This is a genomic window from Methanobrevibacter sp., assembly GCF_045541095.1.
Lineage (GTDB): Archaea > Methanobacteriota > Methanobacteria > Methanobacteriales > Methanobacteriaceae > Methanocatella.
Genome location: NZ_JAZQIJ010000146.1, coordinates 1 through 14,048, shown reverse-complemented (window position 1 = coordinate 14,048; position 14,048 = coordinate 1). Strand labels below are relative to the sequence as shown.

Genomic DNA, 14,048 nt, shown 5'->3' with positions numbered 1-14,048 from the left:
TGAGCAGGGAATGAATGATTCCAAAGTTGAAATTGCTCGTAAAATGTTATCTGATGAAAAATATTCTTTAGATGAGATTTCCAATATCACTGAATTGCCTTTAAGCAGATTAGAAGAATTGAAAAGCAAATTATAATTCGGGTAATTTTCACATGACCAATTAATTTATATGTCATGAATTCAATATTTATAAAGTGACTGATTAACAAGTCGTGAAAAATCCGATTCGAAGTTGCACTGCCGTAGCTTCGAATTTTTTTATAGAAAAGTGATTGTTGCAAATCACAACAATTGAGGTAATTTTTATGTCTGATTTTGATGAGAAAAACATTTTTAAGATGGGCCAGCCTAACGATGCCTATGCGGAGTTCTTCACTGGCCAGTCATACCTGAATCCGCTGGTAGATTTGAATGATAACATATTATTTTTGGCTAATGTTACCTTTGAGTCTGGATGTCGAAACAACTGGCACATCCACCATGCAAAATCCGGTGGGGGTCAGATTCTAATCTGCATTGCCGGAAAAGGATGGTATCAGGAAGAGGGTTGCGATGCAGTAGGCCTTGAGCCGGGTATGGTTGTTGAAATAAGGCCTGGCGTAAAGCATTGGCACGGTGCCCGGAAGGATTCATGGTTCATCCACATTGCAGTTGAAGTTGAAGGTGAGGAAACATCAAACGAATGGCTCGAGCCGGTCGATGATGATCATTACAATGCGCTGTGATTTTTCTAGGAAAAAAGTGTGTTTTATTTTACATATATGGTTGATTAAAACTGCACTTCACTAAAAAATTTTATTTTATTTATTTGTAAAATTATTTATTCTAATTATACTTTCATTTTTTATTTTTCTTTTCATTGGAAGTATATATCAGATATTTAATGAAAGTATTTTTTTATGGGTTTTGCTTGTCTAATTTAAAAAAATAGATAAAAGGACAAAAAGTCCCTTTTAATTTCTTCAAAATGAAAAAAAGAGGGAATTTGATGTTATTCCAGAATTTCATTAATCAGTTTTGTTGCGGTTTCGCCCTCATCCCACTCGACAATCAGAACGATTGCGGTCTGTGATGAGTTGATTTCAAGGATTTGAATGTTGTTCTTTCTCAGCTGCTCGGTTATTGACGCAATGATTCCCGGCTTTTCGATAACGTCCAGACTTACGATGGTAATCATGGCGGTATCCTTTCCAAGTGAAATTGAATTGAATGTGTCGCTTTGAAGGACAAATCTGTGAAGTACCTCATATGCCCTTTTGGCCTCTTTTTTGTCGATGAATATTGTAACTGAATTGTCTCCCACTGTAAGCTTGTAGATGTTGAGGTTATTCTCTGCCAGATACTCGGTAAGGATTCCGAGAAGTCCCGGTGTTTCCACAAGTGAGTCTCCGACAATTGCAATGATTGAAAGGGGATCCTTGTACAGTGACACTGTCTTTAAGGTTTCATCCCTGAACGGGCCGATGATTGCTGTTCCCTCAGCTTCAAGATCGCCGTATTCGATGTTGATGACCTTGGCCTTCAGGTCCTTGTTTTTGAATTTCAAAGCGTGGGGATTGACAATCTGGCTTGCCTGGGTTGAGATTGTCTTGAGCTCCTCTACTGAAATTTCCTTTAACAGCTGAACCTTTTCGATTTTGGTCGGATCTGATGACATAACGCCGTCAACGTCACTTACGATGATTACCTCTGATGCGTTAAGGGTGTTTCCAATTAGAAATGCGGTGATGTCACTTCCTCCACGTCCGAGAGTGGTGACCTCTCCTGAAGGGCCTTTGCCCAGAAATCCGCAGATTACGGGAATTATTCCCTGATTCAGAAGGATTTTGAGGGTGTTTATTTTAGGCTGTGTGGATTCAAGGTTGATTTTTGCATGTGTGAAGTTTGTATTGGTTATAATCGGCCATAAATCGCTGTAGGGGTCGATAACTTCTGATTTAAGTCCAAGCGCTTCGATTGTGGATTTGATAAGCCTTGCGCTTGTTCTCTCTCCCATGGCCATGATTTCTGCCTTTTGGGCGTCTGTAAGGAAAGTGCCTGCAGCTTCATTTGAAAGGTCTAAAAGCTCATCGGTTGTGTTTCTGATTGCTGAGGCTACCACGACTATTTGTCTTCCTTTATTGTACTCTTTTACTATTGACTCGGCTGCTTTTCTAATTCTTGAACCGTCTGAAAGGGCGTTTCCGTCAAACTTTACTACTATCAAATCCATAAATTCACCTTAAATTAAATATTTGTTTTGGATTTAATTAATGTTTTTGTATTGCGGTGTGGGCTTAAAAGCAGTAAAGTTGAATTTCCATATTTCACTCTATTTTCTTAAATAAATGTTATTGGCTCTTTTCCATCACTTAAAGTACGTAAGTAAGCACCTACATTCGAAAATATTTATATAAATCAATATTCATAATTAAATTAACGTTTAAGGAAATCAGATTCCGAATTTAAAAATTCATTCGAACCTGCTTTTCCTGTATTAAACAAAGAGGAGATGACATATGAAAAAATCACATGTTTCAATAATCAGCTTACTTGCAATAGCATTGCTGGCTTGCGTTTGCACATCCTGCATCTATGCAAGTGAAAATGCGGACATATTGACCTATGGGGATGTGGATTTCACAGTAAATCCTACAGTCATAGGTTCTGACGACGGTTCCGGAACAGTTCCGGTGGAATTTGATTATGCATTTGACACTCACGGCAAAGACATATCCGCAACCAGGGCGGTCATTCATGAGGTTATAAGCAGACCTGGCGGTGAAAGCTACAAATGGGTTGGTGAAGTGGATATCGATTCCGGCATGAACAGCGGAAGTTTTGTCAAGGAACTTGAAACCAACAAGGCATATTCCATGAAACTGATGTATAAATGGGATGGTATCGATTGGGATACCTATGGCAGTGTATTCTACATTTAATAGTAAATTATTACACAAAACATTTTTTTTTTAGTTTTGCAGAAAATCCTCATTCATCGGATTTTAGGATGGTTGAGAAAAAATAAGAAAAATAGAGTGTTTAACTCTATTTTTTAACTTTAACTGTTTTTTTGACGGTGTCTTTCAGGTATGTTGCCTGATAGGTTATCTTTTTGCCCACTTTGAGCTTTTTAAGGACGCTTGATTTTATTGTGGCTTTTGCTATTCCTTTGGAGTTGGTTTTTGCCTTGTAGGTTTTGCCGTTGAACTTGAATGTCACTGTTTTCTTTTTGAGATATTTTCCGTTGACTTTCTTGAGTGTTGCCTGTAGGGTTAACTTTTTGGCGGACTTTTTGACGGTAACTGCCTTAAGGGTCACGATTGATTTTACAGTAAGCTTTTTAGTGACTGTCGCCTTGTTGTATACGGTTTTAATTTTGTATACTTTAGGGGCGGAGTTTATTTTGTAGGTCAGTTTTGCGGCTCCGTTTTTTATGCTGACGGTCTTTTTAAGAATCTGTTTTTTGCCGTCAAGAACGAAAAATGTAACTGAACCTGAGGTAACTGCGTTTCCGTTTACGTCCTTGATTTGAGCAGTGTATGTTGCGGAAGCTGAATAAAGCACGCTTGCATCTTTTGCGGGGATAGGGTTTATCACCTCGATTTCAAAGTCCTCGCTGTAGTAGTCCGCATCCCAATATTCTCCATCTTCATTATAATATTCGTGTGAGAATCCGACGGTGAGGGTGTGTTTTCCGGCAGTTAATCCTGCAAGTGAAATGCTAGCCTTTCCGTCAACAAGATCCTTGGAGACAAGTTCTATGTTGTGTCCGTAAATTTCAAGATGGCCTTCTGCGCCAGGTACGTCGATTGACACTGACTCGTCATCACCGGCAATCATTTTTTGAGGGACCTTGAATTCAGGATTGACAAAAACGGATTTTGATTCCTCATATACCTCATAGTCGTCGCCTGTGTATTCGGTTTCAACGAAATATCTTCCCCATGGAAGCTGGTTCAAATCAACTACAACCTTTCCGTTTGCCTTCAGGTTTGCATATTCATTATCATTGACTGTAACTGTGAGGTTTCCTTTTGCGTCATCCGGAAGTATCAGTGAAACGGCATTGTCTTCAATGACGATTGATGCGTATACTTTGAATTTGTCGGTGTTGGTATTTGCAGGGTATTTTCCGTCTCCTTTGTAGGTTATTGTTGCATTGTGGTAGCCCATCGGAAGGTCTTTTGGTGTAATTACATAGACCTCATCGTCACCCTCTTTTTTCACTTCATAGTCCACGCCTTCGATTTTAACTGACATTTTGGATATGTCCAGTTCAGTCGGTGCGGCGATGTAGAGTTTGCTTCCTCCATATCTTACCTCTGCTTGAGGCATCAGCACATATGTCACATAAATGTCGACGCTTTTTGTAAGTGTTCCGTATTTCGCGCTTTTGAATATGACTTCAAACTTGTTTACGGCGTTGAATTTCAAATCAAGGTCTTCAAGCCAGAAGGATTCATGTCCGTACTCGTCATCCGGAATTACATCTTTTGAAGCTGCTTTCTTTGAGTTGACCTTAAGGGTCAGTGTGCCTGTTGTATCGTTTGGTGTGTACACGTCAATATATTCGTTTTCTGCAACACCAAGACGGTAGACATAGGTTTCAGGCGCTATGACAACAATGTCTGCAATGTTCAATGTTCCGCTTTCGGATGTTGGCAGGAAGTATCCGTCACCATTGAAGGCGAGGGTGTAATCGTGCGGACCGGAGCTCATTTTCGAAGCGTCAAAGTAGACGTTGCCGCCTATGCATTGGCATTCGACCTTTTTGCCGTCTATTGTAAGTTCAAACGCTCCGTCTTCATATGATATGTATTCTGGGCTGTTTTCAATTGCAAGGTATGCATATGTTTTCAGTATGTCATTGTCGCTTATTTTCATTTTCCAGTCGGGACTGTCTTCGAGAATCTCAATTTGCACGTCGTTAAGCGGGCAGTATGAATCTCCTGTGCAGTACAGTGAAATGCTGTAGTAGCTTGCAGGAAGGTTTAGTTCAATGACGGCAGTTCCGTTTTTGATTTCGGCTGATGCGATTTCCGCATCGTCAATTGATGCGATGATTGTGCCTTTAATGTCATCTGACATTTCAATGGTGATTTTCTGCTCGCCTTTCACCCACATGTAGTGCGGTGCAATCACATTTGGAACAACGTACATGTATTCGTTTTCGAGACTGCTGATGTTATAGTTTCCCTCGAACTTGGCAGAAAATGTATGGTATCCGACATTCAGTTTAGGAATTGCAATTGCGGCTTTCCCGTTTTTGATCTCTTTTGTGTATGTTTTATCACCGATTATTGCTGTCAGTGTTCCTTCGGCGTCACTTGGAAGTGAAAGGGTTATGTTTCTTTCGGTGTTGTACTCCATTGAATACGGCACTTCGATGCGGCTTGTGAAGTTGTATTTTTTCTCTATTGTCTTTGCCTTGAATTCCCCGGTCTTGTCATAAGGTGTGAATATTGCCTTTATGGTGTTTTCACCGTAGATGAGGTGCTCCTTTTTGATTGTGAAATCTGTATCTCCCCATCCGAAATCCTCATTATATTTGAATTTGTATTCGTGGCCGTTAACAAGTATGACTGCAGTTCCCTGAGCGGCATATGGTATTGAAAAGACAAACCAGTTGTCACGGGCATAGTTTAAGTCCTCATATTCATCCATCGGAAATACGCTCATGTAATAGTCATTGACTGTAAATGGGAATTCGAAGCTTTTGTCCGGTCTGTTCCCATTAAAATACTTGACGTGCAGTGTGTGCTGGCCGAATTCGTTGGCGTCAAATCCGGTGTTCAGCGGCTCGTCATAACTTATGTAATCAGGTTCCTGATAGTCCTCATCTTCATCGACATAGTACTTTACATATCCTGTAACGTCCTCAGCAACTGTTACATACAGACGGTTGTATTTTCCGTACTGGATTTCATCTGCAGGTCCTATTTCAACTGTTATGTATTCCTCTTCGCCAAGGGGAGTTTCATCTGTCGTTTCAAACTCTTCCTGGCCTGCAGTCAGGTTGGCGTCTTCGGCTGCGCTGACTGCTCCCAATGTAAAAATGGCCAGCATTATGATGCTGACCAGCGCAATTTTTGAAATCTTCATTCTTAATCTCCATTCAAATTATACATAAATTGTATGATATAATATATTTTTTACATTCTATATAAAGTGTATGGAATCGGCCTTATTTTGAAAAAAGGTGAAGATTTTAAAGATTTTTTTAAAAAATAACAATATTTTATGATGATATTGGATGAATACTATACAAAACGGTAAAAAAAGAAAAAGTGGGAAAAATTAATTTCCCTATCTTTTGACTTTTGCGGTCTTTTGGACTGTGTCCTTCAGGTATGTTGCCTGATAGGTTATCTTTTTGCCCACTTTGAGTTTTTTAAGGACGCTTGATTTTATTGTGACTTTAGCTATTCCTTTGGAGTTGGTTTTTGCCTTGTAGGTTTTGCCGTTGAACTTGAAGGTTACGGCTTTAGATTTCAGGTATTTTCCGTTGACCTTTTTAAGTGTTGCCTGTAAAACAAGCTTTTTGGCGGACTTCTTGACGGTAACTGCCTTAAGGGCCACTATTGATTTGACAGTAAGTTTTTTACTGACGGAAGCCTTGTTGTAAACTGTCTTTATGGTGTAGACTTTAGGCGCTGAGGTTATCTTGAATGTAAGTGTTGCAACTCCTTTCTTGATGTTTACAGTCTTTTTAAGGATTTGTTTTTTACCGTCCATGATGTAGAAGGTTGCTTTTCCGGATGTTACAGGTTTGCCGGTGATGTCTTTAATCTGAGCCTTGTATGTTGAGCTTGCAGAATAGAGGACTGCCGCATCCTTTGCGGTAATCGGATTTACTACATCAATGTCAAAGTCCCATGAGTACTCTTCGTAGATTATCTCACCGTCATAATTGGTCTTTTCAAGCATGAGGTGTGCATAGTAGCTGCGTTTTCCTTCGGTCAGTTTAATGACTTCAACGTCCGCTTTGCCGTTTTCAAGGTCTGCTGCTTTTCCTTCACCTTCCTTGACTCTTTCACGCACAATTAGCTGACCTTTAAATCCTGGAAGGTCAATTGAAACTTTCGCATTATCTCCGAGCATGATTTTGCTTGGAGGAAGTGCAATTGCAGGTTTCGCCACATTGACTTTAAGGTAGTAGTTGTAGTAGTATGTGATTTCATCTCCGTCATCGTTGATGTATGTGCCTTCAAGATTCACTATCAGTTCCTGTTCGCCTTCTCTGAGCACTGCGTTTTTAAGTGAAACGCTTGCCTTTCCGTTGATGAGGGTTGCATTTCCAATGAACAGGTAATCTGAATCGCTGACCACTAAAATTCCGCTGTAATTTCCGTAGTCGATTGAAATTTCCACATCATCCCCCACTGCAAATTCCTTAGGATAAATCAAGGTAGGGTTTATTGTGAAGAACTGGTCATTGGAGTAGATTTTATAGCCGTCACTTCCGGTATATTTGTAATCAAATGCATATGATCCGACACTCAGGTTTTCAAGAGGGATGTATACGTCTCCCGCAGCCTTCACTGTAGCGTATTTGTATGGTTTCAGGGTCTCTTCTTCAAGATATGTAAGCCAGATTTCAACGTTTCCTTCAGCATCGTCAGGCATGTACAGTGTGATGTTGTCGCCGTTCATTGAGTTGGACTCAACGGAAATGACTGGAATGACCATCATCGCTCCTTCGAATGATTTTTTGGAAAACATCTCATCACCTGCAAATGTTACCATGACTGTGTGATTTCCAACGCTGAACTGCTTGGCGATGTCCAATGAGAGGAATCTTGCACCGTTGTATGCTCCGTCACCTCTGATTTCATATTCCATGTCCTGAACCTCACCGTCAATGGATACGCTAACGAGTGTCTCGTCCATTCCTATCGGAAGGTCAACCGTGAATTTGTCCTTGCCGTATCTGACTTCCTGGCTCGGATACATGATGTAGTCGGTTATGAGCTTGTAGGTCCTTATGATTTCGTCATTGAGCATGACCGTAATGTCGCTTTCACCGCATGGAACGGAATATTTTCCAAGCCAGAAGCTTACGTATGTGCCGCCAGGCGATTCGTCCGCTTCGATTTCTTTTGTTTGTGATTCTCCTGCAACAGTGACTGTAACCTCTCCTGTCATGTTTGAAGGCAGAAGCAAATCAACGCTGTTGGGTTCCGGGCCATAAGAGTTGATTGTGTATTTTTCAGGTGCGTTGACGGCAATTTCACATATCCAGAATGTTCCGTTTACTGATGCTGGATTGTAGTGTTTGCTTCCAAGATAGTTCAGGGTGTATGTGTGTTCTCCCAAATCGAGTTTGGATGTGTCAAATACTATGTAATCCATGTCGAAACTGATTATTTCGGTTTCGTTTCCGTCAACCAGCAACTCGAGAGGGACTGCGTATTCCTCATCCTCGTCTTCGTGGTATATGGTACCGTCATGGTACATGTATCCCTCCCTGTAGTTTGCGTATTCCTTATTAACTTCAATGTTTAAATCTATGTCCTGCTTTTCACCTTCGTTTGTGATTTCAATATCATTTGATTGAAGGTCATTGTGTGTATCTGCGCTCAGCGTTTCGTTTAATTCATTGGCGCTGACCGCCCCCAGTGTCAGCATTACTGTAAGGATTATGCCGACAATCAATAATTTTTTCATCTTCATTTTAAATTCTCCAGTTTTTTTTCTAAATTGTACCTAAACTGTATGTTATAATTTATTTTTTACATGTTATATAAAATATACTAGAATTGGTTGTTTTTAAAAAATTGAGAATATATTGCAGATATTTTGTAAAAATGAATATGAAAATTCATATTTTTGTTAAAAAACTGTACAAGCTTGTAAAAGTTCTCTTTTACTTTAATAAAAAAAGTTTTGAAATAAGGATTATTAATCCTTATCCTGTTTTTCCATTTCGATTTCTTTTAAAATTTCATCCAAAAGTTCATTGTCGTATTCAGGTTCCGGTTCTTTAGGCTGTTTGTCTAGAAATGCATTGATTTCATTTAATTGAGAATTGTCCAATTCTGCAGCAACCTCTTCGTACTGATTCTGATTTATGTCAAAGTCCTGATATTCATATGGTGAAACTTCAGGTTCACGTTTTGTTGACTCTCTAGCTTTTTGAGCATTCAGTGTGATTGGAAGTGCTTTCCTGTCTGATGCAAACATCACGCTTATGAAAATTATAACCAGCAGATAAAAGACCAGCAGATTGCCGTAAAGGAATCTGTTTTCCTGGACAGGGCTTGTCATGATGACTGCTATTATGTTTAAGAGATTTGGCACGTAAATCAAAAACAGATCTTTTGACCTTGTCATCACAAACATTGAAACCAGAAGGATAATTGCAAGATACATGTACAGTGCCGGACTGTTGAAGAGAGTATCAAGTATGTGGTTGTCCTTGAATGCTGTTACGTATGAGCTTACCATATTGTAGTTTCCATGGCCCACATTAGGTGAAGTTACATCCTCATAGCTTTCCTTTGGAGTCTGGTTGATGCTTGTGAAGAATTTGTCCTTAGCGTTTTCAAGATGGGCACCGTCACCGCTGATGTAGTACACTTGTCCATTCCAATCAGCATTTCTTGTAATGTCAAATACGATTGCTGAAGATGCAGGGTTAAACTCGGATGATTGAGTTCCTTCAACGCCATATATGAAACTCAATGATGAGATTAGAAGTATTGCCACAATGGCTATTGCAGGAAGCATCAAAACTAATTTTTTATTATTGTTTTTCCTTAAAAGATAAACTGCAATAATGATTAATGTAACTATTGCAATAGGAAGGCCGTTAAGGCTCAGCTGTGATGCAACAGCTATTGTCAATGCTATGATGATTATGAATTTTTTAGAAACCTGACCGTTTCTGTCAATCATCACTTTAATTAAAAAACTTAAAAACAGGAGTGCATAAGCAAAAAGAATTTCGCTCCACAAGGATATTGAATAGACTGCATTTATTGGAATCAAGCATATTATCAGGGTCACTGCAAATTCCAAAACAAACCTGTTGCTGCTTTCTTCTGTATCGTCACGATGATACTTGCAGATTAGGGTCCAAATTGCTGCAAAAACTAGAATCTGGAAAAATGCAATTGACAGTGTGCTTCCAAATATTTTTAAGAAAATCATTTCTATGAATGTGTAAAAGAACGGCACGCTGTTGTTGAATTGACCTGTGGCAATCTGGTGAAGCTGCCTAAATGAGATTGTTGTTAAAATCCCCGGATTGTAAATGTAGAGATACATTGAAAAGATGAGTATCGGTACAACAAAAATCATCAGGTCTCTGTAATTGAATTTGCCGACAATAGATTTAACGTCCAATTTCTGCAAGTTTTCGTTCATGAGTAATACTTTGTGGGTATGAATATATAATGATTTTTATGGGTTTAGAAAATAAGATAAAATAAGGATTTCAATTTGTCTTTGATGTATGTTGTCTGTTAGGTTAATTTCTTGCCAACTTTGAGTTTATCAGTGCTGATTTGGAATTTTGACTTTAGCTATTCTCTTGGAATGGGTTTGCCTTGTAGGTTTTGCCGTTAAACTTGATGTGGCTATTTTTCATTAAATTTAAATCTATGATTAATGTTTCATTGTCTTTTAGGGAATGTAATTGTAAAAATTTTTATTCAATCTCATTCAGTTCCGTTTAATTTTTTTAAAGAATTTTTTTAGTTTACTTTCAGAGTTAATTTGGTGTTTTAAAAGTTTATTTTGACGGTATAATCTGTGATTTTCTCTGTATAACATTATTTTAACCCTTTCTGTGTGAACTAATTCCTTTAAAATAGCCTCGTTGACTAAATGTGTTTTGGATGTTTGTGAATTAATAAAAACTTCTTTTAACACTTCTTCCCATTTTAAAAAGAGGTTTTCTTCATTGATTTGATGTAATATTTTTTCACGTGCAGTTTTACCCATTTCTATTGCCTTTTTTGGATTGTCAAGTAAAAATATCATTTTTCGCGCTAAATTTTCGACATCTTTTTCATCAACCAGATATCCGTTTTCACCATCATCTATGAAGTCCGCAGGTCCGTAATGCAAATCATAACTTATCACGGGTGTTGAATTAAGCATTGACTCCAATACAACCATTCCCAATCCTTCAAAATCGGAAGTGAATAATGTTGCAAGGGATTTGCTCATTTCCACATTAACTTCATCGCTGTGACCTTTAAAAATAACTTTATCTTTGAGTTTGAGTTCATCTACAAGTTCATGTAGTTTTTCCTCTTCCAGTATTTCAGATGGTGTTGTGGCACGTCCAAATATTTCCAGTCTCGCATTTTCTTTTTGTTTTGAAACAATTTCAAATGCTTTTATTGCATCTGAAATATTCTTTTCAGGGCTTAAACGTGCAAAAATTGAAATCTTGTTCAGGTCTTTATTTTCATTGATTTGTGAGTATTGTGATGAATCAATGATGTTTGGAATCGCTTTGATTGTATTCATATTGAATTCTTTAACTAAATCGTTTTTAAGCCCTTCTGTTAAAACGACGATATAATCCAATTTATTTACCTGTTTTAATATTGTAAAATCTCCTCTAATCTGACTTCCATAGTGATGTTCGCCGGAATAAGGATTTGTATGGATACTTGCAATCTTATACGCTAAACTGGAATCAATATTGTTGAAGTTTGGTACAATTCCTGAGTTTTCATTTATTAAAAATGGTTTATTTTCATATTCTAAAAGAATTTCACTTACAAAATAGTCATTAAATTCAAAAACATCCCTGAAATTAATTTCCAAGTCAAGTTTTCTATTTTTTAATGTCACATTTGTATTTTCTTTTTCATAATGTCTTGATAAAAATTTAAAATCATCATTTGTAAAATAATCTTCGTGAAATATTTCGTTTTCAAAGTATGTTCGGATGCAGTAATAGTTTTTCAGATAGTGTCTTTTCTCAATTAACTCTTCTGGATTATCTTTTGAATAGTAATCATAAACAACGCTTTCATCATTTTTGATATTGGGATTGTTTGATGAAACTTCTTGTTTTGGTGTTGAATTTTTATTTACTGTATTTTTCAGAGAATAATAATCGTAAATGTTTGTCAGGTCAATCGATTTGTCTAAGTAATTGTTTTCATGGAAATAATCCGTAATTACTTTACTATTTTTTAATTTATCAATGTTTAATATGCTGACATCATATCCGTGCTTTTTTAAGAGGTTTGCACGATTGAAAGTTGCCTTTGCAAGTCCTCCAATTTCAATGTCATATCCAAAAAACATTAAAAAGATTTTTTTAGCTTTGATTTTATCTGTAACTCTTTTGTCATCGTAAAAAATATCCAGTTTCTCAGACACTTTCGATGCATTTAAAAAATCTTTATTTGAAATCAAATCTAAAAATTCTTCTAAAAATTCAGGAGGTCTGATTTTATCTGAGGTGATGAACTCTTCAAATAATGGATTGGCCATATATAATAAATCAATTTTGTCTTTTATTTCAAGATCACTTAACACAAATTGTTTTATCCAGAAATACAGGTTTCTAGGACCAAGCCACGCATAATCTTTATTGTATTCTTTTGCAATATTTAAGAGAGCAGTGTATGATTTAATAAAACCTGCAAGAACGCTTTTGCTTTTTTTGGAGGTGACTGATTTTTCATCACCGCTTTGGCGAGGGATATATTCGACAACGGGAGTATTTATAAACTTAATTCCATCAGCTTTAAGCAGTGCTTCGGATACAAAAACCAAATCCTGTGCAGGAACTCCTACTAAAAATCCAATATTTTCTTTTAAAATAAACTCTTTTTTAAAGATTTTGGACCAGACAGAAGGTGTTGTTAAAAGCAAATTAAAATTTTCCTCAACATTTTTCACTTCACAAAATTCACCGTTTTCAAGTTTAATGATATTCCAATTGTTTCTAACAGTTTCATTGTCCCTGTTGATGTTGTAATTTCCAGAAACCATTTCCAGATCATTTTCAGTAATGTTTTTGTATAAAATTTCACATGCGTCCTCTAGGAACATATCATCAGAATCCAAAAACATCAGATAGTCTGCAGTTGCATTTTCAATACCTATATTTCGGGGTTTACCTGCAAAACCGCTGTTTTCATCAAGAATGATGGCTTTAACATTATCATATTTGTTGGAGAATTTTTTAATGATGTTGCCACTATTGTCAGTTGATTTGTCATCAACAAAAATCACTTCCAGGTTTTCAAATCCAATGCTTTGATTTAAAATTGAATCAAATGCATTTTGAAGTGTGTCCTCAACATTAAAAACAGGTATGATAATTGAAATTTTATACATGTTATCCTTTCAGTTTTTCTAAAATTAAATCCATTTTCTGTTCAATGTTATCCATTCTGTTTTCCAAATCATTTTTACTTCCACGTTCCGGTTTTTTGGCTATTACGAAACTGTCATACCAAGGGTGTGAATTCTGTTCTCTTGTAATTCCGGATTCAAGAATTTCAAACTTGACGTACTGTGCAAGGCTTATGACTCCGTCTTCGTTAAACCTATAGCAGTCATATGGATTTCTGTGAACAGGTCCTTCACTTGGAACGATAATGCAGCATAATCCTCCAGGTTTCAATGCTCTATTGATTTGCTCCATTGTAAGCCAGAAAAACTTAATGTGTTCAAGTGCCTGGCCGGAAATGACAACATCAAATGATTCTTCTTCAATTTCCTGCCAATCATATGGGTCTTCAACAATGATGTCCACATTGTCTCCTTCTTTTAAATCTAAACCTTTGTAATTCCATTTAGGTTCATTTAAGATAAATCCGTAATTGTGGTCTCCAGTTTTATCAAATGAGCCGACATCTAAAATTTTCAGTTCCTTATTTTTATTTAAATAGTTGTTTTTGAAATATTCCATTTTAAGCATTGAACTTTTATGCATTTATTCACTGTCCTTTAAATTTGAGTTTATTTTTTATTTTCCATGATTTTGAGGATTTTATTTCATTTAATTCTTCACTTAACTCAATATTAATCTTTTTCAAGTACTTGTTATCCTCAATTATTTTATTTGGCATAATATTTAATCTTGA

The 14,048-nt window shown here is 37.0% G+C and carries 8 protein-coding genes; 2 read left to right on the top strand and 6 right to left on the bottom strand.

The genetic code is table 11. The annotated features are described in order from the left end of the window. Positions 1-305: 305 nt before the first annotated feature. Positions 306-725, top strand: a complete 420-nt coding sequence (locus ACKI2P_RS06265) for a cupin domain-containing protein (RefSeq protein WP_407376030.1) — start codon at positions 306-308, stop codon at positions 723-725. 266 nt (positions 726-991) lie between these two features. On the opposite strand, the gene ACKI2P_RS06260 is transcribed toward ACKI2P_RS06265, so the two are convergent. After that, positions 992-2,212, bottom strand: coding sequence for an aspartate kinase (locus ACKI2P_RS06260; RefSeq protein WP_407376028.1), 1,221 nt, complete (start codon positions 2,210-2,212; stop codon positions 992-994). A gap of 286 nt (positions 2,213-2,498) precedes the next feature. Here ACKI2P_RS06260 and ACKI2P_RS06255 point away from each other — a divergent pair, with 286 nt between their 5' ends. Further along, on the top strand, positions 2,499-2,921 hold the full coding sequence (locus ACKI2P_RS06255; RefSeq protein WP_407376026.1) for a hypothetical protein: 423 nt from the start codon (positions 2,499-2,501) through the stop codon (positions 2,919-2,921). A gap of 106 nt (positions 2,922-3,027) precedes the next feature. Here ACKI2P_RS06255 and ACKI2P_RS06250 read toward each other — a convergent pair whose 3' ends face one another. From ACKI2P_RS06250 to ACKI2P_RS06230, 5 genes are all read right to left on the bottom strand, one after another. Then, a complete protein-coding gene (locus ACKI2P_RS06250) occupies positions 3,028-6,084 on the bottom strand; it encodes a hypothetical protein (protein WP_407376024.1) in 3,057 nt (1,018 codons plus the stop codon). Between the two features lie 204 nt (positions 6,085-6,288). After that, positions 6,289-8,655: a hypothetical protein gene (locus tag ACKI2P_RS06245; RefSeq protein WP_407376022.1), complete on the bottom strand. Its 2,367-nt coding sequence runs from the start codon at positions 8,653-8,655 to the stop codon at positions 6,289-6,291. A gap of 228 nt (positions 8,656-8,883) precedes the next feature. Continuing rightward, positions 8,884-10,350, bottom strand: coding sequence for a hypothetical protein (locus ACKI2P_RS06240; protein WP_407376020.1), 1,467 nt, complete (start codon positions 10,348-10,350; stop codon positions 8,884-8,886). Positions 10,351-10,647: 297 nt separating this feature from the next. Further along, a complete protein-coding gene (locus ACKI2P_RS06235) occupies positions 10,648-13,296 on the bottom strand; it encodes a glycosyltransferase (protein ID WP_407376018.1) in 2,649 nt (882 codons plus the stop codon). Position 13,297: 1 nt separating this feature from the next. Next, entirely contained in the window at positions 13,298-13,897 is a 600-nt protein-coding gene (locus tag ACKI2P_RS06230) for a class I SAM-dependent methyltransferase (RefSeq protein ID WP_407376017.1), read from the bottom strand. Positions 13,898-14,048 lie beyond the last annotated feature (151 nt).

Bases quoted from the DNA above. Each gene is read 5' to 3' on its own strand.
- ACKI2P_RS06265 (WP_407376030.1), top strand. From the start codon at position 306: ATGTCTGATTTTGATGAGAAAAACATTTTTAAGATGGGCCAGCCTAAC.
- ACKI2P_RS06260 (WP_407376028.1), bottom strand. From the start codon at position 2,212: ATGGATTTGATAGTAGTAAAGTTTGACGGAAACGCCCTTTCAGACGGT.
- ACKI2P_RS06255 (WP_407376026.1), top strand. From the start codon at position 2,499: ATGAAAAAATCACATGTTTCAATAATCAGCTTACTTGCAATAGCATTG.
- ACKI2P_RS06250 (WP_407376024.1), bottom strand. From the start codon at position 6,084: ATGAAGATTTCAAAAATTGCGCTGGTCAGCATCATAATGCTGGCCATT.
- ACKI2P_RS06245 (WP_407376022.1), bottom strand. From the start codon at position 8,655: ATGAAGATGAAAAAATTATTGATTGTCGGCATAATCCTTACAGTAATG.
- ACKI2P_RS06240 (WP_407376020.1), bottom strand. From the start codon at position 10,350: ATGAACGAAAACTTGCAGAAATTGGACGTTAAATCTATTGTCGGCAAA.
- ACKI2P_RS06235 (WP_407376018.1), bottom strand. From the start codon at position 13,296: ATGTATAAAATTTCAATTATCATACCTGTTTTTAATGTTGAGGACACA.
- ACKI2P_RS06230 (WP_407376017.1), bottom strand. From the start codon at position 13,897: ATGCATAAAAGTTCAATGCTTAAAATGGAATATTTCAAAAACAACTAT.